Source organism: Paracoccus sp. (in: a-proteobacteria) (assembly GCF_030536915.1).
Taxonomy (GTDB): domain Bacteria; phylum Pseudomonadota; class Alphaproteobacteria; order Rhodobacterales; family Rhodobacteraceae; genus Paracoccus.
In genome coordinates this window covers 26,188-52,051 of the sequence record NZ_JAUNPC010000004.1, presented here as the reverse complement: position 1 = coordinate 52,051, position 25,864 = coordinate 26,188, and the positions used below count along the sequence as shown (strand labels likewise).

Annotated in this window: 27 protein-coding genes; 12 read left to right on the top strand and 15 right to left on the bottom strand. The window is 70.3% G+C overall.

Annotated features, from left to right (window positions below; genetic code table 11):
• Positions 1–37: 37 nt before the first annotated feature.
• Positions 38–706 carry a peptide-methionine (S)-S-oxide reductase MsrA gene (msrA, locus tag Q4F04_RS01705; protein ID WP_303368109.1) on the top strand — a complete coding sequence of 223 codons (669 nt, stop codon included), beginning with the start codon at positions 38–40 and terminating at the stop codon, positions 704–706.
• Entirely contained in the window at positions 706–1,584 is an 879-nt protein-coding gene (locus Q4F04_RS01700) for a 50S ribosomal protein L11 methyltransferase (RefSeq protein ID WP_303368108.1), read from the top strand. Before msrA ends, Q4F04_RS01700 begins: the two co-directional genes overlap by 1 nt.
• A 547-nt stretch (positions 1,585–2,131) precedes the next feature.
• On the opposite strand, the gene Q4F04_RS01695 is transcribed toward Q4F04_RS01700, so the two are convergent.
• On the bottom strand, positions 2,132–4,276 hold the full coding sequence (locus Q4F04_RS01695) for an OmpA family protein (protein ID WP_303368107.1): 2,145 nt from the start codon (positions 4,274–4,276) through the stop codon (positions 2,132–2,134).
• Between the two features lie 58 nt (positions 4,277–4,334).
• Positions 4,335–5,261 (bottom strand): 4-hydroxybenzoate octaprenyltransferase, encoded by a 927-nt coding sequence (gene ubiA / locus Q4F04_RS01690; RefSeq protein ID WP_303368106.1) that lies wholly within the window; start codon positions 5,259–5,261, stop codon positions 4,335–4,337.
• Between the two features lie 43 nt (positions 5,262–5,304).
• Between ubiA and Q4F04_RS01685 the strand changes: the two genes are divergently transcribed.
• Positions 5,305–6,045 carry a 16S rRNA (uracil(1498)-N(3))-methyltransferase gene (locus tag Q4F04_RS01685; RefSeq protein WP_303368105.1) on the top strand — a complete coding sequence of 247 codons (741 nt, stop codon included), beginning with the start codon at positions 5,305–5,307 and terminating at the stop codon, positions 6,043–6,045.
• A 282-nt stretch (positions 6,046–6,327) separates the two neighbouring features.
• Complete coding sequence (locus tag Q4F04_RS01680) at positions 6,328–6,525, top strand: DUF1127 domain-containing protein (protein ID WP_303368104.1); 198 nt, start codon at positions 6,328–6,330, stop codon at positions 6,523–6,525.
• Between the two features lie 97 nt (positions 6,526–6,622).
• Here Q4F04_RS01680 and Q4F04_RS01675 read toward each other — a convergent pair whose 3' ends face one another.
• Both Q4F04_RS01675 and sseA read right to left on the bottom strand, forming a co-directional pair.
• Positions 6,623–7,807 (bottom strand): amino acid aminotransferase, encoded by a 1,185-nt coding sequence (locus Q4F04_RS01675; RefSeq protein WP_303368103.1) that lies wholly within the window; start codon positions 7,805–7,807, stop codon positions 6,623–6,625.
• Positions 7,808–8,659: a 3-mercaptopyruvate sulfurtransferase gene (sseA, locus tag Q4F04_RS01670; protein WP_303368102.1), complete on the bottom strand. Its 852-nt coding sequence runs from the start codon at positions 8,657–8,659 to the stop codon at positions 7,808–7,810.
• A gap of 101 nt (positions 8,660–8,760) precedes the next feature.
• Here sseA and Q4F04_RS01665 point away from each other — a divergent pair, with 101 nt between their 5' ends.
• Complete coding sequence (locus Q4F04_RS01665) at positions 8,761–9,168, top strand: DUF1810 domain-containing protein (RefSeq protein ID WP_303368101.1); 408 nt, start codon at positions 8,761–8,763, stop codon at positions 9,166–9,168.
• 23 nt (positions 9,169–9,191) lie between these two features.
• On the opposite strand, the gene Q4F04_RS01660 is transcribed toward Q4F04_RS01665, so the two are convergent.
• Positions 9,192–9,440: a hypothetical protein gene (locus Q4F04_RS01660; RefSeq protein WP_303368100.1), complete on the bottom strand. Its 249-nt coding sequence runs from the start codon at positions 9,438–9,440 to the stop codon at positions 9,192–9,194.
• Between the two features lie 87 nt (positions 9,441–9,527).
• Complete coding sequence (gene smpB / locus Q4F04_RS01655; protein ID WP_303368099.1) at positions 9,528–10,001, bottom strand: SsrA-binding protein SmpB; 474 nt, start codon at positions 9,999–10,001, stop codon at positions 9,528–9,530.
• Between the two features lie 106 nt (positions 10,002–10,107).
• On the opposite strand from smpB, the gene Q4F04_RS01650 reads away from it, so the two are divergent.
• A complete protein-coding gene (locus tag Q4F04_RS01650; RefSeq protein WP_303368098.1) occupies positions 10,108–11,856 on the top strand; it encodes a thiamine pyrophosphate-binding protein in 1,749 nt (582 codons plus the stop codon).
• Positions 11,857–11,994: 138 nt separating this feature from the next.
• Positions 11,995–13,092: a pyridoxal phosphate-dependent aminotransferase gene (locus Q4F04_RS01645; protein WP_303368097.1), complete on the top strand. Its 1,098-nt coding sequence runs from the start codon at positions 11,995–11,997 to the stop codon at positions 13,090–13,092.
• Positions 13,093–13,126: 34 nt separating this feature from the next.
• On the opposite strand, the gene Q4F04_RS01640 is transcribed toward Q4F04_RS01645, so the two are convergent.
• Together Q4F04_RS01640 and dapA are read right to left on the bottom strand one after the other, a co-directional pair.
• Entirely contained in the window at positions 13,127–13,456 is a 330-nt protein-coding gene (locus Q4F04_RS01640) for a multidrug efflux SMR transporter (protein ID WP_303368096.1), read from the bottom strand.
• A 10-nt stretch (positions 13,457–13,466) separates the two neighbouring features.
• A complete protein-coding gene (dapA, locus tag Q4F04_RS01635; RefSeq protein ID WP_303368095.1) occupies positions 13,467–14,342 on the bottom strand; it encodes a 4-hydroxy-tetrahydrodipicolinate synthase in 876 nt (291 codons plus the stop codon).
• 115 nt (positions 14,343–14,457) lie between these two features.
• Here dapA and Q4F04_RS01630 point away from each other — a divergent pair, with 115 nt between their 5' ends.
• Entirely contained in the window at positions 14,458–16,911 is a 2,454-nt protein-coding gene (locus Q4F04_RS01630; protein WP_303368094.1) for a lytic transglycosylase domain-containing protein, read from the top strand.
• Here the strand turns inward: Q4F04_RS01630 and Q4F04_RS01625 are convergent.
• The 4 genes from Q4F04_RS01625 to Q4F04_RS01610 all read right to left on the bottom strand — a co-directional run bounded on the left by Q4F04_RS01625 (position 16,859) and on the right by Q4F04_RS01610 (position 20,248).
• Positions 16,859–17,836: a DMT family transporter gene (locus tag Q4F04_RS01625; protein WP_303368093.1), complete on the bottom strand. Its 978-nt coding sequence runs from the start codon at positions 17,834–17,836 to the stop codon at positions 16,859–16,861. The genes Q4F04_RS01630 and Q4F04_RS01625 overlap by 53 nt on opposite strands.
• 127 nt (positions 17,837–17,963) lie before the next feature.
• Positions 17,964–18,755 carry an inositol monophosphatase family protein gene (locus tag Q4F04_RS01620; RefSeq protein ID WP_303368092.1) on the bottom strand — a complete coding sequence of 264 codons (792 nt, stop codon included), beginning with the start codon at positions 18,753–18,755 and terminating at the stop codon, positions 17,964–17,966.
• Positions 18,756–18,833: 78 nt separating this feature from the next.
• A complete protein-coding gene (locus Q4F04_RS01615) occupies positions 18,834–19,298 on the bottom strand; it encodes a hypothetical protein (RefSeq protein WP_303368091.1) in 465 nt (154 codons plus the stop codon).
• 62 nt (positions 19,299–19,360) lie between these two features.
• Positions 19,361–20,248 carry a LysR family transcriptional regulator gene (locus Q4F04_RS01610; RefSeq protein ID WP_303368090.1) on the bottom strand — a complete coding sequence of 296 codons (888 nt, stop codon included), beginning with the start codon at positions 20,246–20,248 and terminating at the stop codon, positions 19,361–19,363.
• Between the two features lie 81 nt (positions 20,249–20,329).
• Between Q4F04_RS01610 and metF the strand changes: the two genes are divergently transcribed.
• Entirely contained in the window at positions 20,330–21,187 is an 858-nt protein-coding gene (gene metF / locus Q4F04_RS01605) for a methylenetetrahydrofolate reductase [NAD(P)H] (protein ID WP_303368089.1), read from the top strand.
• Between the two features lie 41 nt (positions 21,188–21,228).
• On the opposite strand, the gene Q4F04_RS01600 is transcribed toward metF, so the two are convergent.
• Positions 21,229–22,386, bottom strand: a complete 1,158-nt coding sequence (locus Q4F04_RS01600) for a type III PLP-dependent enzyme (protein ID WP_303368088.1) — start codon at positions 22,384–22,386, stop codon at positions 21,229–21,231.
• 144 nt (positions 22,387–22,530) lie between these two features.
• On the opposite strand from Q4F04_RS01600, the gene Q4F04_RS01595 reads away from it, so the two are divergent.
• Positions 22,531–22,962: an Lrp/AsnC family transcriptional regulator gene (locus Q4F04_RS01595; RefSeq protein WP_303368087.1), complete on the top strand. Its 432-nt coding sequence runs from the start codon at positions 22,531–22,533 to the stop codon at positions 22,960–22,962.
• 3 nt (positions 22,963–22,965) lie between these two features.
• On the opposite strand, the gene Q4F04_RS01590 is transcribed toward Q4F04_RS01595, so the two are convergent.
• Positions 22,966–23,439, bottom strand: a complete 474-nt coding sequence (locus tag Q4F04_RS01590; RefSeq protein ID WP_303368086.1) for a VOC family protein — start codon at positions 23,437–23,439, stop codon at positions 22,966–22,968.
• Positions 23,436–24,107, bottom strand: coding sequence for a helix-turn-helix domain-containing protein (locus Q4F04_RS01585; RefSeq protein ID WP_303368085.1), 672 nt, complete (start codon positions 24,105–24,107; stop codon positions 23,436–23,438). Before Q4F04_RS01585 ends, Q4F04_RS01590 begins: the two co-directional genes overlap by 4 nt.
• A 97-nt stretch (positions 24,108–24,204) precedes the next feature.
• Between Q4F04_RS01585 and Q4F04_RS01580 the strand changes: the two genes are divergently transcribed.
• Together Q4F04_RS01580 and Q4F04_RS01575 are read left to right on the top strand one after the other, a co-directional pair.
• Positions 24,205–24,936, top strand: a complete 732-nt coding sequence (locus Q4F04_RS01580) for a DUF1428 domain-containing protein (protein WP_303368084.1) — start codon at positions 24,205–24,207, stop codon at positions 24,934–24,936.
• 67 nt (positions 24,937–25,003) lie between these two features.
• Positions 25,004–25,807 carry a VOC family protein gene (locus Q4F04_RS01575; RefSeq protein WP_303368083.1) on the top strand — a complete coding sequence of 268 codons (804 nt, stop codon included), beginning with the start codon at positions 25,004–25,006 and terminating at the stop codon, positions 25,805–25,807.
• Positions 25,808–25,864: the final 57 nt, after the last annotated feature.

Sequence of the window (25,864 nt, the reverse complement as noted above, 5' to 3'; positions counted from 1 at the left end):
CACCCTAGATCATCCCCCAAAGCGACAGGAGCACGCCATGCCCACCCCGACCCACGCCATCTACAACCGCCCGCTCGACACGCCCACGCCCGCGGGCTTCGAGGAGATCGTGCTGGGCATGGGCTGCTACTGGGGGGTCGAGCGGCTGTTCTGGCAGCAGCCCGGCGTCTTCCTGACCGAAGTGGGCTTTGCCGGCGGCACGGTCCCGGACCCCACCTACAAGCAGGTCTGCGGCGGCCGCACGGGACATGCCGAGGTCGTGCGCGTCGTTTATGACCCCAGCCGGATCAGCACGGAACAGATCCTCAAGCTGTTCTGGGAAAACCACGATCCCACGCAGGGGAACCGGCAGGGCAACGACATCGGCGACCAGTACCGCTCGGCCATCTTCACCACCAACGACAGCCAGGCCGCCGCGGCCGAGATGACCCGGGTGGACTACGGCAATCGCCTTGCGGTCGAGGGCTACGGCCGCATCACCACCCAGATCGCGCCGCTGGACCATTTCTGGCGCGCGCCCGAGGACCTGCATCAGCAGTATCTGCACAAGGTGCCGGACGGCTACTGCAACCTGCGCGGCACCGGCGTGCAGGCCTCCCAGGCCAGTGCCCTGCATGAGGCCACGGTGGGCGACGGCGACGGCAACCCGGAACCCTCGCCCTCGTCCAGCGGCGGCAGCTCGGTCGCGGCCGGCGGGGCGGCCTGATGCCGACCTGGACCGCGCTGACCCACCTGCAGGGCCGGGAGGCCGCCGAAGGACTGGCCGAGGCCTGCGAGGACCTGGAACCCGAGCCCGTCGGCAGCGGCGTCTTCGAGATCGAGGACGGTTCCGACCGCTGGGAAGTCGGCGTCTATTTCACCGAAGCCCCCGACGAGATCGCGCTGGCGCTGCTGGCCGCCGCCCATGGCGCCCGGCCCTTCGCGATTTCCGAACTGCCCGAGGTCGACTGGGTCGCCCATGTCCGTCGCGAGCTGACCCCGGTCGAGGCCGGGCGCTTCTTCGTCCATGGCGCCCATGACGCCGAGCGCGTGCCCGAAGGGGCCGAGGCGCTGCTGGTCGAGGCCGCGATGGCCTTCGGCACCGGCCACCACGACACCACGCGCGGCTGCCTGCTGGCGCTGGACCGCATGATCGCAGAAGGCGAGACGCCCGAGCGGGTGGCGGACATCGGCTGCGGCACCGCAGTCCTCGCGATGGCGGCGGCGAAGGTGCTGCCGGGGGTGGTGCTGGCCTCGGACATCGACCCGGTGGCGGTCGAGACGGCGCAGGCGAATGTGATCGCCAACGGCCTTGCCGGCCGGGTCGAATGCGTGATGGCCGAAGGCTTCGGCCATCCGCTGCTGCATGACGCGGGGCCTTATGACCTTGTTTTCGCGAATATCCTCAAGCAGCCGCTGATCGAGCTTGCGCCCGACATGGCCCGTCATCTCGCGCCCGGCGGGAGGGCGATCCTGTCGGGCATCCTGCTGGGCCAGGCCGAGGACGTGGCCGCCGCCTATGCCGGGGCAGGCCTGCCGCTGCAGCGCCGCGACGACCTTGGGGAATGGGCCACGCTGGTGGTCGGACGCCCGGCAGAGGGCTGAAACCCGGTCTCGATCCGCCCGGCGCTGGCCGTCAGGGCCGGACCCCGGACGCGGCTTTCCGGCTTCAGGCCGGGCGTGCCGGCAGACAGGCGGTCGGCCTTGCCCGGTGCCAGCGCCCGCGTCGGGCTGTTTGGTCCGCCCAGAACCCGGCTCGCAAAAGTGTCCTCTGGCGGCGCTCGGGGGCGTTGCCCTGTTTCACGGGGCGGCTCTGGCCCCCATCAGGAAGGCGCGTCCGGCCGCATGGATGCGGGGGAGGAAGGGGTATCCCGGAGGAACGACCGGACCCTTCGGCACGGCCGGTCAGGCAGTTTTTTCCGATGCACATATGATGCACGGGCAATGCACGGGTGATGCACATCCGCCGGGTTGCGGAGAGCCGGCGGCGAGAGGTCGATGAACAGGATCTTCTTGCCCGCGTCCCGGTGATCCGCCGCGTTGGCGGAACGGTCGCTAGGCCCTCTTTCAGCCCCATCGGCGCGCCGGTGACAATGCAGGGGCCATGGGGCCACCTGCCCGGATGCACGGGTGAGCATAGGCCCCGGCCGCGTCACTCCTGCGGGCGCGCCCTCGGGCGGCGGATGCCGTCGGGTGGGGCGGTCTCGTCCGGTCCGGCGTCCTGGAACAGCGGCGGTGGCACCGGGGTGGTCAGGCGGCCGTTCTCGATGGTGACGCGGTCGGGGCGGATCGAGATGCCCTCGGCCTCGGCGATCTCGTCGGGGGTGGGGCCGTTCCCTGTTCCCGCCGCGGGGGCGCTGTCGCCGGAACCTTCGCCGCCGGTCACGATCGCGCCGGGCGGAAGGGGCTCGGCGGCGGGCGCGGGGCCGCCGGTCACGCCGCGGGTGATGGTGGCCGAGGGCGGGGCGCGGTCCAGCGGCTCGGGCGAGAGCAGGCGGAACTCGATCCGGCGGTTGGCCTCGCGCCCGGCGGGGGTGTCGTTGGGGCCAAGCGGGCGGGTCTCGCCATAGCCCACGGCGACCATCCGCGCCGTGTCGATGCCCCCCTCGGCCATGGCGTCCAACACGGCCTGCGCGCGCTGGGCGGACAGGTCGCGGTTGAAGCTGTCGGCGCCCTGCGAATCGGTATGGCCGCCGATCTCGATGCGGAAGCCGGAACAGCGGGCCATTGTCGCGGCCAGGGCCTCGATGACCGGGGCCACGTCGCCGGCGATGATGGCACGGTTCGGCTCGAAGCCGATGGCGGATTGCTGCACCGTGGCGTTCAGCGCGTCCACGCAGTCGGTCCCCGAGGGCAGGTCCACCGCCGGGTCCAGCCGCGGGTCGTAGATCAGCGACAGCTCATAGACCGCCCCCGTGCCCAGCCGCGCCGCCAGCAGATCGGCGATCTGCGGCGCGGCGGTGGGGCTGGCGGTGGTGCCGGAAAGCCGGATCAGGTCGGGTGTGACCGTGGCCGTCCCCCGCTCCATCGCGCCCATCGCCTCGATCGCGGCGAAAAGGCGGGCCGTCCAGCCGGGAGGCGTGCCGGGATGCACCGCCAGGCCGCTGTCCACCGCGCCGAAGCGGGCGCCGGCGAGGCTTGCCAGCGCCTCGCCCGTGCCTTGGTCGGTGATGGCGCCGCGCAGCCGGATGCCCCCGCCATCCGCGGCGGCGGCAAAACTCGGCGGCGGGTTGTCCGCGTCCGGCGGCGGGGCCTGCGTGGCGTCCAGCGCGAAGCCGGGGGGCAGGGCCTCGGTCAGCCGGTCGCGGGCGGCGGCGAAACCCTCGGGCGGCACGTCATGGGGCGCGGCCAGAGTCACCCGCAGGTCGTGGATCGCCAGCCGCCCCTGCGGCAGCGCATTCAGCGCGGCGATGCCCGCGACCGCCGCGTCGGCCCAGTCCGGCGAGGGCGCGCCCAAGCCCAGCGGGCAGGGCGCCGCATCGGCCCCGGCCTGCGCGGCGGCCGACAGGATGCGCCCCAGCGCAGGCTCGGTGTCGGCGGCGCAGCGGTCCATGCGCGTGCCCTCGGCCGTCCTGACCAGTTCCAGCGCAAAGGGCGAGATCAGCGGGCGCGGCGCGGAAATCTCGGTGACAAGGGTGACGCCCTCGGGGACCGCCGCCGCGAGCGATTGTTCCAGCCGCGCCTTTTCGCCCTCGCCATCGGTGATGGCCTCGATCTGGACGCGGCCCGGCGTCACCGCGATCCTGGCCCGCGGCATCTGCCCGGCGGCCTTGACCGCGAAGGCCACGGCCTCGTCCCAGCCCTCGGGGGCGGGGTGGTCGGCGGTTTCCAGAAGGTCGGTCAGTCCGCCGGTCCCCGCCGCGCGTTCCAGCCGCGTCAGCAGGCCGTCGCGGTCGGTCGCAGCAGGGGCAAGGCCGATCACCGAGGTGCCGGCTTCGCCCCGCAGCACCTCGAGCCGGAAAGACGGGGGCGCGGTCTCGGGCGGGCGGGGAACCTGCGTTGCGTCCTCGATCCGGGCAAAGCGCGCGGCCTCGGTCGCCAGCGCCACGGCGCGGATGCGCTGAACCTCGTCGGGGGCGGTGCCGGTCAGGCGCAGGGTCAGGCCCTGGGCTTCCGCCCCGGCCCAGCCGGCCCCGGCCTGATCCAGCGCCGCCTGCACCTGCGCCAGCGTGTGCCGTTCAAAGGCGGGAACGGCCCGGCGGCCGGCCTCGTAGGCCCCGGCCGCGCCCGCGGCCAGCAGCGCCAGCCCCAGAAACCAGTTCCGCACGGGGCGGGGTTTGGATGTCCTTTCGCCCATCATCGGGCCTTTCGTTCTTGATCCCGCCCGGCATCGGCGCGCGGGGCGGGTTCGGCAATCACGCCAATCCGGCCAGGAACAGCGCGCCCGCGACGATCAGCCCCGCGTCGCGGTTGGACCGGAACAGCCGCAGCAGCGCCGGGCTGTCATGGGGGTCGAACCGGCGCAACTGCCACGACAGATGCAGGGCGAAGCCCGCGATCCCGGCGGTGCCGATCATCGCCTGCAGGACCGAGGGCCGGGTCGCCGCCACCGCCGCCGCCAGCAGCACGACCGCGCCCGCGGCAAAGCCCAGAAGCCAGCGCGGGCTGTCCTTGCCGAACAGCCGGGCGGTAGATTTCACCCCGATCAGGGCGTCATCCTCGGCGTCCTGGTGGGCGTAGATGGTGTCGTAGAACAGGGTCCACAGGATGCCCGCCGCATAGGCCAGCAGCGGCGCCGGGTGCAGGCTGCCGCCATGCGCGGCAAAGGCCACCAGCACGCCCCAGTTGAAGGCGAGGCCCAGAAAGACCTGGGGCCACCAGGTGAAGCGCTTGGCAAAGGGATAGATTGCGACCAGCGCCAGCGAGGCCACCCCCAGCGCGATGGCCGCCGCGTTCATGGTGAAAAGGATCAAGGCGCCGATGGCAAGCTGCGCCCCCAGCCAGATGAAGGTGCCCTTCAGCGTGACCTGCCCCGAGGGCAGCGGGCGCGATCGGGTGCGCGCCACCGAGCCGTCGATGTCGCGGTCGGTGATGTCGTTCCAGGTGCAGCCCGCCCCCCGCATCACCACCGATCCGATGGCGCAGGCGACCACCACCCAAAGGTCCGCCCACAGCGGCCGGTCGGTCATCATCGCCAGCCCCGTCCCCCACCAGCAGGGCAGCAGCAGAAGCCAGGTCCCGATCGGCCGGTCGGCGCGGCTGAGGCGCAGCCAGGGGCGGGTCGCGGGCGGGGCCAGCCGGTCCACCCAGTTGCCGCGCGGCGCGTCCGCAACCGTGGCCATGGCCTGTGGCGTTGAGACATCAGACTGCATAGGGTCCGCCGTCATGGGAAAGATCAGGCTTTACATAGATCACCGCTTCGCCCCGGGACAACCCGTGCCGCTGGACACGGACCAGTCACATTATCTTTCAGCGGTGATGCGGCTGGGCGCGGGGGCCGAGATCGCGGTCTTCAACGGGCGCGACGGCGAATGGACGGCGCGGCTGGTCATGGCGTCCAAGCGGGGGGGCGAGGTCGAGCTTGTGGGGCAGGCCGCGCCGCAGCTTGATCCGCCGGACCTGTGGCTGGTCTTCGCGCCGATCAAGAAGGCGCGGACCGATTTCATCGTGGAAAAGGCGGCGGAACTGGGGGCGGCGCGCATCCTGCCGGTGCAGACCGACCACACCAATTCGGAACGCATCCGGCAGGATCGACTGCAGGCCCATGCCGTGGAAGCCGCCGAGCAATGCGGCGGCACCTTTGTCCCGCCGGTCGAGGCGCTGGTGCCGCTGGCGCGGCTGCTGGACGGCTGGGATCGGGGGCGGCGCATCCTCTGGGCGGACGAGGCGCTGGCGGGGCCGGCCGAAACCCTGGCGGGGCTGCCCGGCGGTCCCTGGGCGGTGCTGATCGGGCCGGAAGGCGGCTGGTCCGAGGCCGAGCGGCGGCGGCTTTCGGGGATGGATTGCGTCCACCAGGTCAGCCTCGGCCCGCGGGTGCTGCGGGCGGATACGGCGGCGGTGGCGGCGCTGACCTTGTGGCAGGCGGCGCTGGGAGACTGGCGCCGAGAAGCCTGCGCCAGGGCGTGAATGGCTGCGACAAAGGGGCACTCTTGCGCAAGGAAACCGGCCTATTGTCCTAAAGGGTGAAAGTTTCTGCGAAGAACGTTATATCCAGCGACGGAACATTCGCAGGCTCGCGCATTTGCGAGCTATGTTAACGCAACGTAAATAAGGGCTTGCCATGCAGGGCGCGCATGGCTGAGCTTCTTCTTTGGACGTGGTCAGAAGTGGGGCGCGGACCTATATCACGGGCACTGATGAACATTGCTCGCGATTGGCGCGGGCCGCAAGAAAAAATGGGTTCCTGACATGTCGGCCATCGACACCTTCCGCGTTGTCCCCTCGGCGGCGCGTCCTGCCGGTATCTTCGATCGCATCGCCGCGACCGTCCGCACCTGGGCGGATGTGCGCGAGACGCGCAACCAATTGAATGCCCTGACCGACCGCGAACTGGCCGACATCGGCCTGACCCGTGGCGACATCGAGCGGGTTGCGCGCGGTCTCTGATCGTCACCGTCTGGATAGCGATAAAGCCGGGGCCGTCGAAAGGCGCCCCGGCTTTCTCATGTCCGGGCCTCGGGGGGCGGCAGGACCGCGTCCCGCCTCAGATTCCCGCCTCGACGATGGCACGGGCCAGGATCGGCACGCTGTCGCGGTTCAGCCCGGCGATGTTGAGCCGCGAATCGCCGACCATGTAGATGGCGTTGTCGTCCTTCATCTTCGCAACCTGCTCGGGGCTCGCGCCGAGGCGCGAGAACATGCCGCGGTGCCGCTCGATGAAGTCGAAGCGGTCGCTGCCGGTCAGGTTCCGCAGTTCCGCCGCAAGCTGCTGGCGCAGTTGCAGCATCCCCAGCCGCACCTCCTCAAGCTCGGCCTTCCAGTCGGCGGTCAGGCCCTCGTCGTCGAGGATCACCTGGACGATCCGCGCGCCGTGATCGGGCGGGAAGCTGTAGTTCTGGCGGTTCAGGTAGGCCATCGTCCCCTGCGCAAGATCGCGCGTGGCGGCGTCCCTGACCTGCGCCAGCAGCATCCCCGTCCGTTCGCGGTAGATGCCGAAGTTCTTGGAACAGGAGGCCGCCACCAGCGCCTCGGGCGAACGCGACACGATCAGGCGCGTCCCGGCCGCGTCTTCCTCCAGCCCGTCGCCGAAGCCCTGATAGGCGAGGTCCACCAGCGGCACCGCGCCGGTGCGGTCAAGGATGTCCGCGACCTCGGCCCATTGCTTCATGGTCAGGTTGGCGCCGGTCGGGTTGTGGCAGCAGCCGTGCAGCAGGATCAGGTCGCCCTTCTTCGCCCGCGACAGGTCGGCCTTGAGCCCCTCGAAATCGACGCCGCGGGTCGTGTCGTCGAAATAACGGTATTCGACGAAAGGCACGCCCATGAATTTCAGGATCGACAGGTGGTTGGGCCATGTCGGGTCCGAGACATGCACGGTCAGGTCCGGGTTGCCGATCCGCGCCAGTTCAAGCGCCTGCCGGATCGCGCCGGTGCCGCCAACGGTGGACAGCGCCGCGGTGCGGCTGTCGTCCAGCCCCTCGCCCAGCACCATCCGCGACAGCGCGTTCAGATAGGCGGGTTCGCCCGCAAGCGCGGTATAGGCCTTGGTGGTCTCGGCGTCCCAGATGCGGCGCTCGGCGTCCTTGACGGCGCGCATCACCGGGGTCAGCCCCGTCGGGTCCTTGTAGACGCCCACGCCCAGGTCGATCTTGCCCTGCCGGGTGTCGGCGCGGAACTCGCCCATCAGGGCAAGGATCTTGTCGGGGGCTTGGGGCTGCAGGCTGCCGAACATTCAGGCGTCTCCGGTTGCGATCTTGAGGTCGGGGTAGCTGCCCCATTCGGCCCAGGCCCCGTCGTAAAGCGACCAGTCCCGCTTGCCGATGCGTTCCAGCGCCAGCGCGAGGCTGGCCGCGGTGATGCCCGAGCCGCAGGTGGTGATGACGGGGCGCGACAGATCCACGCCCGCCGATTCGAAGGCGGCGCGCAACTCGTCCACCGGCTTCATCGTGCCGTCGGGGGTGTAAAGCTGGCCCACGGGGAGGTTCTTCGCGCCGGGGATATGGCCCGCGCGCAGGCCGGGGCGGGGTTCGGGCTCGTCCCCGCGGAAGCGGGCCGCGCTGCGGGCGTCGATGATCTGGTGGTCGCCCAGCTTGGCCGCCGCCGCGACCTGCGTCACGTCGCGCACCAGCCCCGCCTGCCGCTGCACGGTCATGTGGCGGTCGCGGGTGATCGGGGGCATGTCCTCGACCGGCCGTCCCTCGGCCTGCCACTTGGCAAAGCCGCCGTCCAGCACCGCCACGTCGGCCTTGCCCATCAGCCGGAAGATCCACCAGACGCGGGCCGCCGAATGGACGTCCGAATTGTCGTAGACCACGACCTGGTGGCCGTCGCCGATGCCCATCGCCCGCAGGCGGCTGACGAACATCTCGGGTTGGGGGGCCATGTGGGGCAGGGGGCTGCGGCTGTCGGCGATGGCGTCGATGTCGAAGAAGCGCGCGCCGGGGATATGGGCGGCATGGTATTCCGCCTGCGCGTCGCGCCCCGTGGCCGGCATGTGCCAGCTTGCGTCGATGATCCGCAGGTCGGGATCGTTCAGATGCGCCGCCAGCCAATCGGTCGACACAAGCGTCTTCGGATCGTCCATCCTTCCCTCCTCGGCCCACGAGCACCGGGCTTTCTTAGCCTCGGGGCGCGGGCAGGACAACGGGCCTTGACCGGGCAAGTGCGAGGGGGGAACGATGCGGCATGGACCTGCAACGCTTTCACGACGCGCAGACGCGCGACCAGGCCCGCGCGGTGGCGGAACTGCGGGCGGGGCGGAAGGTGAGCCACTGGATGTGGTATGTCTTTCCGCAACTGGCGGCCTTGGGGCGATCGGGGACGGCGAAGCATTACGGCATCCGCGATCTGGCCGAAGCGCGGGCCTATCTGGCCGACCCGGTGCTGGTCGCGAATCTGCACGCGGCGGCCGCGGCGATGCTTGAGAACGCGGGCACCCCGCCCGAGGCGGTGCTGGGGCCGGTCGATGCGGTGAAGCTGCGGTCCTGCGCGACCTTGTTCCGCGCGGCGGGCGGGGGCGAGGTCTTCGACCGGCTGCTGGCGGAGTTCTTCGGCGGCGCGGCGGACCCGGCGACGCTGGCGGCCTTGTGGTAGCAGGGAACGGATGCGGTCTGCGCCTAAGGCTTGGGCGTTCCCATCAGGAGCAGAAGCACGACAGCCAAGGCGGCAATCAGGCCGGTCACAAGACCGATGCCCAGAAATGGAGCGATCTCATGAACGAAGTTGAACCAGGGTCCACGCCTCTGCCGGCGCAGCAGTCGCTCGGCCATGAGTTTGCGTTCCTCGGCCATCAGCCTGTCGGCCTCGGCGTTCAGCCGGCGCGTTTCTGCCAGCAACCGGTCCAGATCGGTCTTGGTGTCGCTCATCCTTGATCCGCAAGCCCGGCGTGGCACATTGCTTTAATGTGCACCGACATCGCGGCTCACGCCAGTGACTGAACAGGCAGGTCCGTCTCAGCCCTGCTTCAGCAGACGCTGCTTTTCGCGGCCCCAGTCGCGCTTGGCCTCGGTCGCGCGCTTGTCGTGGTTCTTCTTGCCCTTGGCGATGCCCAGCTTCAGCTTCACGATGCCGCGGTGGTTGAAGTACATCACCAGCGGCACCAACGTCATGCCTTCGCGCCCCGTGGCCTGCCACAGCCGCGACAGTTCCTTGCGGCTGACCAGCAGCTTGCGGTGGCGGCGTTCCTCGTGCCCGAAGACGCCCGCCTGCTTGTAGGAGGAGATGTAGCCGTTGATCAGCCACAGCTCGCCCTGTTCCACGCTGGCGTAGCTTTCGGCGATGTTGGACTGGCCGGTGCGCAGCGCCTTGACCTCGGAGCCGGTCAGGACGATGCCCACCTCGATGTCGCTTTCGATGAAATAATCAAAGCGCGCCCGCCGGTTCTCGGCGATCACCTTGTAGTTCGGGTCGGATTTTGCCTGGGCCATGGTCGGCGTGAGATAAGGGCGCGGGCGGCCGCTGTAAAGCTGCGGGCTTGCCCTTGTCGCCGCTTGCCCCCAGTTTGCGCCCGATCTGCGACAAGGGGGCGAGGCGATGCGGCACGGCGGACGGATACTGGCGGATGCGCTGAAGGCGCATGGGGTGGAACGGGTCTTCTCGGTGCCCGGCGAAAGCTTCCTTGCCGCGCTGGACGGGCTTTACGACGCAGGAATCCCGAACACCGTCTGCCGGCAGGAAGGCGGGGCCGCGATGATGGCCGAGGCCTGGGGCAAGATGACCGGACAGCCGGGCGTCTGCTTCGTCACCCGCGGGCCGGGGGCGGCCAACGCCAGCGCCGGGGTCCATGTGGCCAGGCAGGATTCGACGCCGATGATTCTCTTTGTCGGCCAGATCGCGCTGGCCGACCGCGACCGCGAGGCGTTTCAGGAGGTGGACTACCGGCAGATGTTCGGCGGCCTTGCGAAATGGGTGGCCGAGATCGACCGGACCGACCGCATCCCCGAATATGTCGCCCGCGCCTTCGACCTGGCCCAGTCCGGCCGCCCCGGCCCGGTGGTGCTGGCGCTGCCCGAGGACATGCTGTCGGCGGAATCCGACGCCCCCGACCTGATCCCCGCGCCACCGCCCGTCCCCGGCATCTCGCAGGCGCAACTGGCGGCGATCACCGGGGCGCTGGCTGCGGCCGAGCGGCCGCTGGTGGTTCCCGGCGGCTCGGTCTGGACGCAGGAGGACGGCGACCGGCTTGCGCGTTTTGCGGCAGGCTGGGGCCTGCCGGTCGCCGTGCCCTTCCGCCGCCAGTATCTGATGGACAACCGGCTGCCGAACTACGTGGGCGATCTTGGCGTCGGCATGAACCCGAAGCTGGGCGAGGCGCTGCGGCAGGCGGACTGCGTGCTGTCGCTGGGTTCGCGGCTGGGGGACACGCTGACGAACGGCTATGACCTGATGAGCCCGAAGGGGCAGGGCAAGCGGATCATCCACGTCTACCCCGACCCCGACGAGATCGGGCACCTGTGGCGGGCCGATCCCGGCATCGCCGCCTGTCCGCGCGTGGTGCTGAAGGCGCTGGCCGAGGCCCCCGCGCCGCGCCAGTGGAGCGACTGGACCGCGGGGCTGCGGGCCAACTACGAGGCATGGCGCAAGCCCAGGGAAACCCCCGGCGCGGTGAAGATGGAGCGGGTGATCACCTGGCTGTCCGACAACCTGCCCGAGGATGCCATCATCACCAACGGCGCAGGCAACTTCGCGTCCTTCATCCATCGCTATTTCCAGTTCAAGCGGGGCGAGACGCAGCTTGCGCCGACTTCGGGCTCGATGGGCTATGGATTGCCCGCGGCTGTGGCGGCCAAGATCCGGCATCCGGGCCGCACGGTCGTCTGCGTGGCGGGCGACGGCGACATCCAGATGACGGTGAATGAACTGTCCACTGCGGCGCAGGAGGGTGCTGCGGTGATCGTGATCGTGGCGAACAACGGCCGCTACGGCACGATCCGCATGCACCAGGAAAAGACCTATCCCGGCCGCGTCTCGGGCACCGACCTGTTCAACCCGGACTTTCCCGCGCTCGCCCGCGCCTATGGCGGGCATGGAGAGCTTGTGGAACGCGACGAGGATTTCGCCGGGGCGTTCGAGCGCGCGCAAGGCGCGGGCACGCTGGCGGTGATCGAGCTGCGGCTGGACCCCGAGGCGCTGACGACCGGCGCGACGCTGTCCGAGACCCGCGCGGCGGCCGAGGCGGCGACGGCGAAGCCCGCGCCCGCACCTGCGCCGGCGGTGGCCGACAGCGCCGCTGAGCCGCCTGCGCCAGGGGGACTGCTCAGCCGGCTGTTCGGCAAGGGCTAGGACAGGGCGGCAGGGCAGGCGGCAGAGGCTGCGTCGGCAACGTCCGCCCAAGGGCTGGCGCAGCCGAGCCGGCCCCCTTGCGCCGCCTTCGCCCGGGCGGGCTTGCGAGGACGGCGGATTTGCGCTTCTGATCCGCGCATGAAATCGACCCTCGCGCCCCTGCCCGCCAGCCTGCCCGACGCCGTGCCCTTTGTCGGCCCCGAAACGCTGGAACGCCGGCGCGGCGGGGCCTTCCGTGCTCGGTTGGGCGCTAACGAAAACGGCTTCGGCCCCTCGCCGCTGGCCGTCGAGGCGATGCGGAAGGCCGCCGCCGAGGTCTGGAAATACGGCGATCCGACGAACCACGACCTCAAGGCCGCGCTTGCCGCCCATTGCGGCGTCGCCCCCGAGAACATCGTCGTGGGCGAGGGGATCGACGGGCTTCTGGGCCTCGCCGTCCGGCTGATGGTGGCGCCGGGGGATCGCGTCGTGACCTCGGCGGGCGGTTATCCGACCTTCGATTTCCACGTCACGGGCTTTGGCGGCGAACTGGTCCGCGTGCCTTACCGCGACGACCGGCAGGACCCGGCCGCGCTGGTGGCGAAGGCCGCCGGGACCGGCGCGCGGATGGTCTATCTCTGCAACCCCGACAACCCCATGGGCGGCTGGCATCCACCCGAGGCGGTCGAGGCCGCCGTCGCCGCCCTGCCCGAAGACATCCTGCTGATCCTCGACGAGGCCTATGCCGAGTTCGCCCCCGCCCTGCCGCGGATCGACCCCGCCGATCCGCGGGTGCTGCGGATGCGGACATTCTCCAAGGCCCACGGGATGGCGGGTGCGCGGATCGGCCATGCCATCGGCGCGCCCGGAATGATCCGCGCCTTTGACCGGGTGCGGAACCATTTTGGCGTCAACAGCGTGGCGCAGGCGGGGGCGCTGGCGGCGCTGGGGGACGGGGCGCATCTGGCCGGGACGGTCCGGCGGGTCGCGGAGGCGCGCGAACGCATCGCCGCCATCGCGCGGGACAACGGCCTTGCGGCGCTGCCCTCGGCCACGAATTTCGTCGCCATCGACTGCGGAGGGGACGGGGACTTTGCCCGTGCGGTGCTGGCGGCTCTGGACGGGCAGGGAATTTTCGCCCGGATGCCCTGGGTCGCGCCGCAGAACCGCTGCATCCGCGTCAGTTGCGGGCCGGGGGAGGAACTGGATGCCTTCGCCGAGGCGCTGCCGAAGGCGCTTGAGATGGCGCAGGGGTAAGCGGTGCGTGCTTCGCACGCACCGCTTACCGCCCTCAATGCGGGGTTGTCTGGGAAAACCCGTTGATGACCACGACCCCGGCAAGGATCAGCGCGATGCCGATCACGGCGGGCAGGTCGGGGATCTGCCGGAAGACGAGGATGCCGACGCCCAGGGTCAGGATGATTCCCAGCCCGCTCCACAGCGCATAGGCGATGCCGAGCGGCAGGTAGTTCAGCGCCTGCGACAGGAAATAGAAGGACACGAGATAGGCCACGGCCATTCCTGCGGTCGGCCAGACCCGCGTGAACTGCTGCGACAGCATCAGCAGCGAGGTGCCGATCACCTCGAAGACGATGGCGACGGTCAGGACGGCGTAGGCCATGCCCAGCGCCTCAGATCAGTCCCGCATGGGCCATGGCGGCGTCGATGCGGGCGCGGGTGGGCGCGGTCAGCGGCGTCAGCGGCAGGCGCACGGTTTCCCCGCACATCCCCAGCCGCGACAGGGCGTATTTGACCCCGACAAGCCCCGGCTCAAGGAAGATCGCGATATGCAGGGGCATCAACAGGTCCTGCAGCCGCAGCGCTTGCGTATAGTCGCCCGCAAGGCAGGCGGCCTGCATCCGCGCGCAGAGCGCGGGCGCGACGTTGGCCGAGACCGAGATGCAGCCCCGGCCCCCTTGGGCGTTGAAGCCATGGGCCGTCGCGTCCTCGCCCGAGATCTGCAGGAAGTCCGGGCCGCAGGTGATGCGCTGCTGGCAGACCCGTTCCAGCCTGCCGGTCGCGTCCTTGACGCCCGCGATGCGCGGCAGCTTCGCCAGTTCGCCCATCGTTTCGGGCGTCATGTCCACCACGGACCGGCCGGGGATGTTGTAGATGATGATCGGCCGGTCGGTCGCGTCATGGACGGCGGTGAAATGGGCGATCAGGCCGTCCTGCGTGGGCTTGTTGTAATAAGGCGTCACGATCAGCAGCCCGTCGGCGCCGACCTCGCAGGCGTGTTGGGCCAGCTCGATCGCCTCGTGGGTGTTGTTCGACCCCGCCCCCGCGATCACCGGCACCCGGCCGGCGGCAAGGCGGACCACGGCCTCGACCACCTCGCGGTGCTCGTCATGGCTCAGCGTCGGGCTTTCGCCGGTGGTGCCGACGGGGACAAGGCCGTGGCTGCCCTGTTCGATCTGCCATTCGACCAGCCGTTCCAGCGCGGGCCAGTCGATCTTGCCCTCGCCGGTCAAGGGGGTGACGAGGGCGGGCAGGGACCCTTGGAACATGACTCGATCCTGACGATTGTTTCGCGCGGGCATACAGCCGGGCGCGCGGGATGCCAAGCGCGCCTGCCGCGGATGTGAGTTGCCCCGGCGCCCCGACGCCCCCAGATTGGCGCGCATGACGGGGACGACATTCAGACTCGCGGCGCTGGCGCTGGCGACCGCCTTGGCCCTGCCCGCACAGGCCGAGGACAGGGGCGCGATGACCCGCGCGCTGGCGGCGGCGGCGGCAAGGGACTGGCCGGCCGCCCCCGCGGGGCCCCGGCCCCCGCGGCGGGGGGCCGGGGGCGGGTGCCCCCGCGGGGGGGGGGGGGGGGCCGGGCGGGGGCGGCCCGTGGCGCGGGTCGCGCGGCAGTCGGGGCAGATGGCGGTGGACCTTGTCCTGTGGCAGCGGCTGCGGGGGGGGCAGGGGACATGGGGCGAATACCGCGATTTTGCCGCCCGCAACCCCGACTGGCCGGGGATGGAGCTTCTGTTCCGCCGTGGCGAGGCCATGATCCGCCCCGGCCTGCCCGCCGCCGAGGTGCTGGGTTGGTTCGGCGCGCGCCTGCCTGAAAGCCTTGGCGGCGCGAATGCCTGGATCGCCGCCCATCCCGAAGCGCAGCGCTCCGAGGCCGCCGCCCGGTTCTGGATCAGCAGCGCCGCGCTGGATGCCGCCGAGGAAACCGCATTCCTCGCCGTCCACGGCGCCGCCGTTGCCCCGCATCACGCGGCCCGGCTGAAGGTGCTGCTGGATGCCGGCGAATGGGCGGTGGCCGAGCGGATGCTGCTTTACGTCACCGGGCCGGATGCCGATCTCGCCCGCGCCCGCATCGCGGTGCAGGCGCGGCGGACGGGGGTGGACCCGCTGATTCTCGCATTGCCCGAAGACCTGCGGAACGATGCGGGGCTGGCGCTCGACCGCTTCCGCTGGCGGGTGGCGGCAAAGCAGGGGGAGCTGGCGCGGCAGTTGATGCTGGAACGCTCGACCTCGGCCGAGGCGCTGGGGAACCCCTCGGCCTGGGCGGGGATGCGGCGGGACTATGCGCGCGAGGCGCTGCGCAAGGGCGACTGGGCGCTGGCGGAACGCTTCGCGGCGGGGCATTTCCTGCCGGCAGGCGACAGCGGCGCGGTCGATCTGGACTGGATCGCGGGATATGCGGCCCTGCGCGCGGGGGCAGCCGACCGGGCGGCGGCGCATTTCGCCCGGCTTCCGGCGGCGGATTACAACGCGATCACCGTCGCCCGCACCCATTACTGGCAGGCCCGCGCCGCCGAGGCGCTGGGCGATCAGGGCGCGGCCCGCGCGGCTTATGGGAAGGCCGCCGCGCATCAGACGGCCTATTATGGCCAGTTGGCGGCCGAGAAGATCGGCGCGCCGATGCAGCCCGCGCTGGCCGTGACCGGCGCGGCGGTGGACAGCCTGCCGGACTGGCGCAGCTCGGCGCTGACGGGGAACCGGCTGTTCCAGGCGGGATTGTGGCTGATCGCGGCAGGAGAGCCCGCGCAGGCGCAGCGGTTCTTCCTGCATCTGGCGACCGGCGCGGCGCATGAGGACATCGCCCGCATGGGCCGGGTGATGCTGGAACTGCGCCGCCCCTGGGACGCCCTGCGGCTGTCCAAGGCGGCGGCGGCGAAGGGCGGCGTCTATCCGGCGCTGCATTACCCGCTGACGGGGCTGGAGGCCGAAAGCTTCGGCCTGCCGCCCGAACTGGTCATGGCCATCGCCCGGCAGGAAAGCGAGTTCAACCACACCGTCCAGTCCCATGTCGGCGCGCGGGGGCTGATGCAGGTGATGCCCGACACGGCCCGGCAGATGGCGGGCGTCATCGGCGAGCCTTACGATCTGCCCCGGCTGACGCAGGACGCGGGCTACAACGCGCGGCTGGGCGCGGCCTATCTGGAAGGCTTGCGCAACCGCTTCGGCAATTCCATCGCGCTGGTGGCGGCGGGCTACAATGCCGGGCCGGGGCGGTCCTCGCGCTGGCTGCGCGATTTCGGCGACCTGCGGGACGGGGGCGCCGATCCGGTGGACTGGGTCGAGATGATCCCCTTTGACGAGACGCGCAACTACGTCATGCGCGTGGCCGAGGCGCTGCCGATCTACCGCGCCCGGATCGCGGGCCATGCGGTGCCCTTCGTGCCGGGCTGGGACCTGAGCGGCGGGGTGTCCAAGCCCCGGCGGGCCGAGGGGCTGCTGGTGCTGGCCGCCTCGGCCCGGCCGCCCGCGCCGCCTGCCTGGGTGGGCGAGGCCGCGGGCCATGCGATGCGGCTTGCGATGGCGGGTGGGCCGGTGGCGCTGCCCGAGGCTGCCGCGCCGGTCATCGACGCGGGCGAGGGGCAGGACCTGCCCCGGCCGCAGGCGCAGATCGCAAGCGTGGCCGAAAGCCTCGACCCGCCAAAGATCCCGCCCGCGCCGCAGCGGCGGCCCGAGGATTTTTCCCCGCTGCGCGAGACCGGGAACCTGCCTGCCGAGGCCGCCCCTGCGCCGGAGGCCATGCCGGATGAGGCGATCCTGCCGGTCCCCGTGGTCGAGATCGTCAGCGGGGCCCAGCCTCTGCCCGCGCCTTCTGCAGCGTCCGCCACCAGGTGAACAGCCCCGCGCCGACGATGATCAGCATCCCGAGGATCACGTTCGGCCGGACCTCCTCTCCCAGCAGCAGGACGCCGATCAGGCTGACCCAGACAAGCTGCGTGTAGGAAAAGGGCTGCAGGCTGGAGGCCTCGGCCAGCGAATAGGCGCGGATCAGCAGGTAGTGGCTGATCACGCCGCAGATGCACAGGCCCGCCATCCAGGGCCAGTCGGCGCGGGCGATGGGTTCCATGTGCCAGGCGCCCACAAGGGTGATGCCCGCGACCCCCGCGATGCCGGTCCAGAAGAAGCTGACCTCGGCGCTGTCTTTGGCGGACACCAGCCTCGTCAGCAGCCCGTAGACCGCGAACATCAGCGCCGCGATCAGGGGAAGGATCGCCCAAGGCGAGAAGACGCGCAGCCCGGGTTGCAGGATGATGAGGATGCCGACAAAGCCCGCGCCGACCGCGGCCCAGCGGCGCCAGCCGATGCGTTCCCCCAGCACCGGGCCGGACAGCGCCACGACCAGCAGCGGGTAGGCGGTGAAGACGGCATGGGTCTCGATCAGGCCCAGCTTGACGAAGGCGGCGACCATGATGACGATCTCGAAGACCAGCAGCAGCCCGCGGGTGATCTGAAGCACGGGGTAATGGCTGCGGGCGGCGCTGCGCAGCCCGCCGGGGCCGCGGGCGGCCATGGCCAGCACGAAGACCGCGAAGAACCAGTAGCGCACCATGGTCACGAAGATCGGCGAATAGGCGGTGCCGAGATGGCGGGCCAGCCCGTCCTGGATCGCAAAGATCAGGCTGGTGATGCAGACCAGCAGGATCGCGAGGCCCTGCCGGTCGTCCGGGCGGAGGGGCTGCGGCGGGATTTCCGGCGCGGGATGAAGCGGGGCAGGGGCAAGCGGCGCCGGCGCAGCGGCCGGCGAATCAGGGGAAAGCATGAAGGGGCACCGCGACAGGCGAGATGACCCCGGCGCTCGCCCCTCGGGAGGCAAGTGTCAAGCCGGGCCAGCCCCGCAAAAGGGGAAAGGCCGGAAGGCGTGCAGGAAGGTGACGGTTCCGGGCGCCTCAGTCGCGGCTGCGGACGATGCCTGCGAAGGTTTCGAACAGTTGCGGGTTGGCGCAGAGGATGGTGCTGGAATCGGCGATGGGGCCGTCATGGTCGCGCAGCGGTTCCACGAAGCCGCCCGACTCGCGCACCAAGAGGATACCCGCGGCGATGTCCCAAGGCTGGATGCCGCGTTCCCAGTAGCCGTCGTAGCGGCCCGCCGCGACATAGGCCAGATCCAGCGCCGCCGAGCCCCAGCGGCGCACGCCCGCGCAGACCGGCATCAGCCGGGCGAGGTCCTTCAGCGTCGCGGGCAGGGTGGTCTTTGCGCCAAAGGGCACGCCGGTGGCGAAGATCGCGCTGTTCATGTCGCGCCGCCCGGACACGCGCAGGCGCTTGTCGTTGACGAAGGCGCCGTCGCCCTTTTCGGCGGTGAACAGCTCGTCCTTGGCAGGGTCGAGGATGACGGCGGCGACGATCTCGCCCTTGTGTTCCAGCGCGATGCTGACGGCCCAGTGGGGCAGCCCGTGCAGGAAGTTGGTGGTGCCGTCCAGCGGATCGACGATCCAGCGGCGGGTCGGGTCCTCGCCCGCCTCATGGCCGGTTTCCTCGCCCACCCAGCCATAATTGGGCCGTGCGCCGCGCAGTTCCTCCTTGATGATCCGCTCGGCCTCGCGGTCGGCGCGGCTGACGAAGTCGCCGGGGCCTTTCGACGAGACCTGAAGGTTTTCCACCTCGCGGAAGTCCTTGACGAGGCTGCGGCCCGCCTTGCGCGCGGCCTTGATCATCAGGTTGAGGTTGGCGCTGGGCATGGGGGAATCCTCGGGACGGGCTTGGGGGCAGGCCCCTTTAAGGCCCCCGCCGCCGGAAGGAAAGGCGCACCGCGCGCCTCAGCCGTCGCTTTCAGGCCGCATGGCGGCAAGGATGGCGACCGCGCCGGCCAGGACAAGGGCATCCTCGACCAGCCCGGTGGGGGTCTGGCCGTGATCCTCGATCGCGGCCATCCGTGCCCGCCAGCCGGGATATGAGGCCGCGATCGCCGTGATCCCGCCCAGCGCCGCCCCTTCCAGAAAGCGGCCGCGCGGGGCCAGCGCCCCGGCCGCAAAGCCGGTCATGATGAAGCGCGCGGCAAGCCCGAGCGGCACGATCCGGTCGGGGGCGCTTTTCATCTTGTCGCCCGCCAGTTCCGCCAGCGCCAGCGCGACCGCGCCGCTGGCCACCGCCGGATCGCGCAGGAAACTGGGCGCGGCGCAGTCCCGCGGCAGGTCGTCCCGCGCGGCGGCCACGGCCACGGCGGCCAGCGGCGTCATGGATCGCTGGCCCCCGACGAGGCCCATGAGGAATGAGGCGAGCATGGTGTTTTTCCCGAGATGTTCAGGAAGGGAAACTCCGCCCGCGGCCTTCCGGGTTCCCGCGCTCAGCGCGATTCGCGCGCCAGGCGCAGCATGTCCTGCATGAAGGCAAGCTCGCGGTCGCCCTCGCGCAGCGCCGCGTAAAGCCTGCGCGTGACGCCGCTGCGGCCCAGGGGCAGCGTCACCAGATCGGGATTGTCCGCCTCGCGCTGCAGCACCCAGTCGGGCAGGACCGAGACCCCCCGCCCCGAGGCGACCAGAAGCAGGATGACATCGGTCAGCTCGATCTCGCGCACCGCCGCCGGACGCACCCCGGCGGGGTCGAGGAAATGCGAGAAGACGTCCAGCCGCGCCCGGTCCATCGGGTAGGTGATCAGCGTTTCCGTGGAAAGGTCGGCGGGTTCCACGACGTTGCGCCCCGCCAGCGGATGCGCGGCGGGCACCACCAGCAGCGGGTGATAGTCGAAGAGGGGCTCGAACACGACGCCGGGCAGGTCCTCGGGGTCCGATGAGACGACAAGGTCGGCCTCGCCCCGCATCAGCGCGGGCAGGGCGGTGAAGGCCAGCCCCGCGCGCACGTCGATGTCCACCTGCGGCCACAAGTGACGAAAGGCGTCCAGCGCGGGCAGCAGCCAGTTGAAGCAGGCGTGGCATTCCATCGCGATATGCAGCCGCCCGATCCGGCCTTGGGTGACGCCGCGCATCTCGGATTCCGCGGCCTCGACCAGCGGCAGCACCTGCCGGGCCAGCGCCAGCAGCCGCAGCCCTGCGGGCGACAGGCGCATGGGCTTGGTCTGGCGCAGGAACAGGGCGGTGCCCGCCTGATCCTCAAGCGCACGGACCTGATGCGACAGCGCCGACTGGGTGATGTTCAGCACCTCGGCCGCGCGGGCGAGGCCCCCCTGGTCGTGGATGGCGCGGATCGTTCGCAGGTGGCGCAGTTCAAGATGCATGGGATTCATGTCAAAGTTGCGGAAGATGAATTTGTCTCACGGCCAAGGTCGTGGCACAAGGCGGGTGAAAGGATACCTGCCATGACCACGCCCTCTGTCAGCTTCGAGTTCTTCCCGCCCCGGAACCTCGACCAGTCCTTCAAGCTGTGGGAAACGGCGAACGCGCTGGCGCCGCTGGGACCGGATTTCGTGTCCGTGACCTATGGCGCGGGCGGCACGACCCGGCAGTTGACGCATGAGGCGGTGACGGCCCTGGCCGCGAACTACGGGCTGAACGTCGCAGCGCACCTGACCTGCGTGGATGCCTCGCGCGCCGAAACCATGCGGATCGTGGACGACTATGCCGCGGCGGGCGTGCGCGAGATCGTGGCGCTGCGGGGCGACCCGCCGCAGGGGGCCGACCGCTTTGCGCCCCATCCCGAGGGCTTCGCCGACTCGGTCGAGCTGATCGAGGCCATCGCCGCGCGGGGCGGCTTCACCATCCGCTGCGGCGCCTATCCCGAGCCGCACCCGGAAAGCCCCGGCACCAGCACCGACGTGGAGTGGCTCAAGCGCAAGGTGGATGCGGGCGCGTCCAGCGCGATCACCCAGTTCTTCTTCGACGCGGATGTCTATTTCCGCTTTCGCGACGCCTGTGCGGCGGCGGGGGTCTCGGCCCCGATCATCCCCGGCATCCTGCCGATCCAAAGCTGGTCGGGCGCCCGCAAGTTCGCCGCCCGCTGCGGCGCGAGCGTGCCCGCCTGGGCCGACGAGGCGTTTGCCAAGGTGGGTCCGGAAGGCGAGCGGCGGCTTGCCGTGGACATGGCGGTCAATCTGTGCCGCCGGCTGATCGAGGACGGCGTGGACCGGCTGCATTTCTACACGGTCAACCGGCCGCAGATGACGCTGGCCGTCTGCGAGGAGCTGGGGATCGCGGCCCCGCAGGCCAAGGTCGCGTAAGGTCAGGGCACCACCCCCGAAAGGGGTGACGCCTCGAAGGCTCATTCGAAGCCCATCACCGTCAGTTGCCGCATCTCGCCGAAGCCGTTGAAGCGGGTGTTGGTCACGACCGAATAGGCGCCCGCGCCATGGAAGACGACGTAATCGCCTTCCTCGATGTCGTCGGGCAGCGAGATCTCGCCCGGCAGGCGGTCAACCGAATCGCAGGTCGGGCCGAAGACCACGCGGCCGTGGCTGTTTTCGCCGCGCAAGCGGCCTTCGGGCGTCAGCACCTCCAGCCGGTCGAGGTTGCCGATCACCGGCAGTTCGTTCATCCCGCCATAGACGCCGTCGTTGAGGAACACGTTTGTCCCGTCGCGGACCGCCTTGACGCGGGTGATGATGGCGAAGGCGTCGGCGCAGATGCCGCGGCCGGGTTCGCAGACGAGTTCCGGGGCGTCCGTGCCGAAGGCTTCCGCCGTGGTGCGGCCGATCAGCTCGAAGATCGCGGACAGGTCGGGCTCGACCCCGTGGACGCGCCACGAGGGGAAGCCCCCGCCGACGTTCAGGCGTTTCGGATGAACGCCTGCCATCTGGGCGATCTCGGCGGCGGTGCGGATATACTGCTCCCATGCGTGGGGATCGGTGCATTGCGTGCCGGGGTGGAAGGTCAGCGAGGCGATGTAGCCTTTCTCATGGACCGCGCGCAGCAGGTCCGCCGCAAGCTCGGGGCTGGCGCCGAACTTGGACCCGAAGTCATAGGCCGCGCCCAGCACCGGCAGCTTGAAGCGGGGGGAAATTTCGCAGTTTTCCGCAGGCACCTGCTCGAACAGCTTGTCCAGTTCGGTCCGGCTGTCCACCGACCAGGCCTTGATGCCCGCCGCCACCGCATGGGCGATCTCGGCGCGGCTTCGCACCGGGTTGTGGTAGTGGCGCGCGGCCATCGGGGCGAGGCGGCCGATCAGGTCGATCTCGAAGGGCGAGGCCACGTCGAATCCCTTGATCCCCGCCTGCACGAGGTTCTGGATCACCGCCTCGTCGGGGTTCGACTTGACGGCATAGGTGACGAAGCCGGGAAAGCCCGCCAGGAAGGCGCGGGCGCGGTCCTGCAGGACGGTCGGCGCGAAGACCATCACCGGGTTCTCAGGCTTGAGGCTGCGGACGATCTCGGCCGGGTTCTCCCACACGGTCTTGGCCAGGTGGCCTTCGGTCAGTCCCATGCGCAATCCTTTCCATGTCCGGGGGTTCGGCCGCTCAACGCGGAAGGCGCCCTATGGGACGCATTCGGCACGATGAAAAGGATGGATCGCCGCGCGGGGCCGGTTAATGTGACCGGCAAGGCCGTCAGATCGACGAGAGGGACCATGGACGACACCGACCGCGCGATCATCGCGCATCTGGGGCAGGATGCGCGGATGTCGGTGGCGGTGCTGGCGCGGCGGCTGAAGCTGGCGCGGTCCACCGTGCAGGCGCGGCTGGAGCGGCTGGAAACCACCGGCGCCATCGCCGGATACACCCTGCGGCTGGGCGAGGCGGCGCGGGTCACCCGCATCCGCGCGACCTGCCTGCTGACGATCGAGCCGCGGGCCCAAGGAGCGATCCTCGGCCGGCTCAAGGCGCTGCCGGCGGTCGAGAAGGTGCATTCCACCAGCGGGCGGGTCGATCTTCTGCTGCAACTGGGCTGCGCATCGACGGTGGAACTGGACGAGTTGCTGGACCGCATCGGCAATCTCACGGGGGTGCGGTCGTCGGAAAGCCTAGTGCATCTGTCCACCAAGTTCGACCGGGCGGTGTAAGGGTCAGCCCGCGAAGGCGCGTTCCAGCCCCGCGAGGTCCAGCTTGACCATGCCTCGCATCGCTTCGGCCGCACGGGCGGCGGCGGCACGGTCCTCGCCCCGGATCATGTCCATCAGGCACCGGGGGGCGATCTGCCACGCCACGCCCCAGCGGTCGCGCAGCCAGCCGCATTGTTCAGGGGCGCCGCCGTCCAGAAGCGCGTCCCAGATGCGGTCGATCTCGGCCTGCGTGTCGCATTCGATCAGCAGCGAGATGGCGTGGTTGAACGGGTCCATCGGGCTGCCGCTGAAGGCCACCACGGGCTGGCCCGACAGCGTGAATTCCACGATGGTGACGCTGCCGGGCGGGCCGGACGGGGTCTCGATGGGCATCGTCGTGACGTGGTCGATCCGGCTGTCCGGGACCACCGAGACATAAAGGCGGGCGGCTTCCTCGGCGTCCGAGTCATACCACAGATGCGGGATGAGGCGGGTCATGCGTCTTCTCCTGCGGGAACGGGGCGACGCAGCCGGAACAGGTCCACGAAGCCCTGCCCGCGCCCAAGGTCGCCGGTGAAACGGACCCGTCTACTTGCGGCGACATCCGCCAGCGGCACGGGGCCGTAGATCGTCGCGGCCATGTCGTTCGGGTGGCCGGTAAAGCTCATCTCTCCGATTGCCGCGTCGGTGCGGCGGATGTGCAGGCCTTGCGCGTCGGTGGTCAGGGCGAAGGCCTCGCCCTCCATCTCGAACCCGGCGGTGAAGCGTCCGGCGGGGTGGATCATCGCCTCCATCGACAGCATCAGCGAAGTGGGGCTGATCGGCAGCCGGGGGTCGTGGCCCGGCATCGCCGCGCCCCAGCGGCAAAGCTCGCGCAGCACCGGGCGCAGGCCGAGGCCGCTCTCGGACAGCTCATAGGCCGGGGCGCTGGCGGGGGCGGGCAGGCTGCGGCGGCGCAGGATGCCCGCGCGCTCAAGGTCCTCCAACCGGCGGGTGAGGATGTTGCTGGCCACGCCCGGTAGCCCGGCGCGGATGGCGCCAAAGCGCTTGGGGCCCAGCATCAGTTCGCGCGCCACCAGCAGCGCCCAACGATCGCCGATCAGGTCCAGCGCATGGGCGGCGATGCAGCCCTCGCCATAGGTCTTGCGGTTTTCTGCCAATGCCACGCCTCCTGCTGGCAGGATACAACATTTCAGTTGCTTTTTGCAACCGATATGGCAGCCTGAGTCGCATCGGACGACATCCCACCGGAAAGGACGCGAGATGCCTTACTACACCGGATCGGTTACCCCCGTGCCGAAGACCAGCAAGGACGCCTATCTGCAGATCAACCGCCGCGCCTGGCCGCTGATGCGAAAGCGCGGTGCGGTCCGCATGGTCGAGACCTGGGCCGAGGACCTCCAGCCCGGCAAGCAGACCGACTTCCTGCGGGCCGTGGACGCGCAGGACGGCGAGGCCGTCAGCTTCGGCTGGGTCGAATGGCCCGACCGCGCAACCTCGGACGCCGCCTGGGCCGACATCATGCAGAACCCCGAGGAAATGCGCCAGACGATGGGCGAGACGCCTTATGACGGCAAGCGGATGATCTTCGGCGGGTTCGAAGCCTTTGTCGCCGATGGCAGCGACAAGGGCGGCGGCTATTACCAGGGCTTCCTGACGCCGGTGCCGGAAGGCAACCGCGAGGCCTTCGAGAAGCTCGCCCATTCGGCATGGGAGGAGATGTTCAGGCCCTTCGGCTGCATGGGCAATTTCGAAAGCTGGGGCGACGACGTGCCGCGCGGCAAGCTGACCGACATGCATCGGGCGGTCGACGCGAAGGAGGGCGAAGTCGTCGTCATGTCATGGGCCGGCTGGCCCGACCGCGCAACCTGCGAGGAAGCGGGCCGCAAGATGCAGTCCGCGATGGAGGGCCAGCCGATGCCCGACATGCCCTTTGACGGCAAGCGCATGATCTGGGCCGGGTTCGAGACGCTGTTCGACAGCGACCGGGCCTGAGGAACGCAATGCGTGGCGCAGGGCCTTCTGCGCCACGGCCGCGCGGCAGCACGGTCGGGAGAGAGACATGACCTGTCAGGGCAACCCCTGCTGGTACGAGCTGGGGACCGGCGACCTCGACGCGGCCCGCGCCTTCTATGCCGGGCTTCTGGGGTGGGAAATCATGGACGCGGGCATGAAGGATTTCACCTATCTGCTGGCGCAATCCGGCGGCGAGATGGTCGCCGGGATAATGTCGCTGGAGGGTCAGGAGTTTGCGCCACCGCCGAACTGGCTGATCTATTTCGCGGTGGATGACTGCGACCGGACGGCCGAGGACATCGGCAAGGCGGGCGGCCGGGTGATGCGCGGCCCGGCCGACATCCCCGGCACCGGCCGCTTCGCCATCGCGGCCGATCCGCAGGGCGCGGTCTTCGGCATCCTTGAACCAGACATGACGGGCATGAGCGCCGAGGATGTCGCCAAGGCGGAACGCGGCGAGGGCGCCTTTGACCAGGGAAAGGAGGGGCACGGCAACTGGCATGAGCTCATGACCGCCGACCCCGAGGCGGGCTTCGACTTCTATGCGGGGCTTTTCGGCTGGACGAGGGGAGAGGCGATGGACATGGGGCCGATGGGCTCCTACCAACTGTTCCGCCACAAGGGGACGGACATCGGCGGGATGATGGGCCTCGGCAACGCGCCCATGCCGGCCTGGCTGCCCTATTTCGGCGCCAATGGCATCGACCACGCTATCAGCCGCGTCAGGGCGGCAGGCGGCGCGGTGGTCCATGGTCCGGCCGAGGTGCCGGGCGGCGCCTTTGTCGCCACCTGCACCGACCCGCAGGGGGCGTGGTTCGCCCTGGTCGGCCCGCGCGAGCATACCGCCTGACCGTCCGCTTGCCCCTTGGCGCGTGGCCCTTGCTTCGGTAAGTCCGAGCCCAAGCAA

Bases quoted from the DNA above. Each gene is read 5' to 3' on its own strand.
- msrA (WP_303368109.1), top strand. From the start codon at position 38: ATGCCCACCCCGACCCACGCCATCTACAACCGCCCGCTCGACACGCCC.
- Q4F04_RS01700 (WP_303368108.1), top strand. From the start codon at position 706: ATGCCGACCTGGACCGCGCTGACCCACCTGCAGGGCCGGGAGGCCGCC.
- Q4F04_RS01695 (WP_303368107.1), bottom strand. From the start codon at position 4,276: ATGGGCGAAAGGACATCCAAACCCCGCCCCGTGCGGAACTGGTTTCTG.
- ubiA (WP_303368106.1), bottom strand. From the start codon at position 5,261: ATGGCCACGGTTGCGGACGCGCCGCGCGGCAACTGGGTGGACCGGCTG.
- Q4F04_RS01685 (WP_303368105.1), top strand. From the start codon at position 5,305: ATGGGAAAGATCAGGCTTTACATAGATCACCGCTTCGCCCCGGGACAA.
- Q4F04_RS01680 (WP_303368104.1), top strand. From the start codon at position 6,328: ATGTCGGCCATCGACACCTTCCGCGTTGTCCCCTCGGCGGCGCGTCCT.
- Q4F04_RS01675 (WP_303368103.1), bottom strand. From the start codon at position 7,807: ATGTTCGGCAGCCTGCAGCCCCAAGCCCCCGACAAGATCCTTGCCCTG.
- sseA (WP_303368102.1), bottom strand. From the start codon at position 8,659: ATGGACGATCCGAAGACGCTTGTGTCGACCGATTGGCTGGCGGCGCAT.
- Q4F04_RS01665 (WP_303368101.1), top strand. From the start codon at position 8,761: ATGGACCTGCAACGCTTTCACGACGCGCAGACGCGCGACCAGGCCCGC.
- Q4F04_RS01660 (WP_303368100.1), bottom strand. From the start codon at position 9,440: ATGAGCGACACCAAGACCGATCTGGACCGGTTGCTGGCAGAAACGCGC.
- smpB (WP_303368099.1), bottom strand. From the start codon at position 10,001: ATGGCCCAGGCAAAATCCGACCCGAACTACAAGGTGATCGCCGAGAAC.
- Q4F04_RS01650 (WP_303368098.1), top strand. From the start codon at position 10,108: ATGCGGCACGGCGGACGGATACTGGCGGATGCGCTGAAGGCGCATGGG.
- Q4F04_RS01645 (WP_303368097.1), top strand. From the start codon at position 11,995: ATGAAATCGACCCTCGCGCCCCTGCCCGCCAGCCTGCCCGACGCCGTG.
- Q4F04_RS01640 (WP_303368096.1), bottom strand. From the start codon at position 13,456: ATGGCCTACGCCGTCCTGACCGTCGCCATCGTCTTCGAGGTGATCGGC.
- dapA (WP_303368095.1), bottom strand. From the start codon at position 14,342: ATGTTCCAAGGGTCCCTGCCCGCCCTCGTCACCCCCTTGACCGGCGAG.
- Q4F04_RS01630 (WP_303368094.1), top strand. From the start codon at position 14,458: ATGACGGGGACGACATTCAGACTCGCGGCGCTGGCGCTGGCGACCGCC.
- Q4F04_RS01625 (WP_303368093.1), bottom strand. From the start codon at position 17,836: ATGCTTTCCCCTGATTCGCCGGCCGCTGCGCCGGCGCCGCTTGCCCCT.
- Q4F04_RS01620 (WP_303368092.1), bottom strand. From the start codon at position 18,755: ATGCCCAGCGCCAACCTCAACCTGATGATCAAGGCCGCGCGCAAGGCG.
- Q4F04_RS01615 (WP_303368091.1), bottom strand. From the start codon at position 19,298: ATGCTCGCCTCATTCCTCATGGGCCTCGTCGGGGGCCAGCGATCCATG.
- Q4F04_RS01610 (WP_303368090.1), bottom strand. From the start codon at position 20,248: ATGCATCTTGAACTGCGCCACCTGCGAACGATCCGCGCCATCCACGAC.
- metF (WP_303368089.1), top strand. From the start codon at position 20,330: ATGACCACGCCCTCTGTCAGCTTCGAGTTCTTCCCGCCCCGGAACCTC.
- Q4F04_RS01600 (WP_303368088.1), bottom strand. From the start codon at position 22,386: ATGGGACTGACCGAAGGCCACCTGGCCAAGACCGTGTGGGAGAACCCG.
- Q4F04_RS01595 (WP_303368087.1), top strand. From the start codon at position 22,531: ATGGACGACACCGACCGCGCGATCATCGCGCATCTGGGGCAGGATGCG.
- Q4F04_RS01590 (WP_303368086.1), bottom strand. From the start codon at position 23,439: ATGACCCGCCTCATCCCGCATCTGTGGTATGACTCGGACGCCGAGGAA.
- Q4F04_RS01580 (WP_303368084.1), top strand. From the start codon at position 24,205: ATGCCTTACTACACCGGATCGGTTACCCCCGTGCCGAAGACCAGCAAG.
- Q4F04_RS01575 (WP_303368083.1), top strand. From the start codon at position 25,004: ATGACCTGTCAGGGCAACCCCTGCTGGTACGAGCTGGGGACCGGCGAC.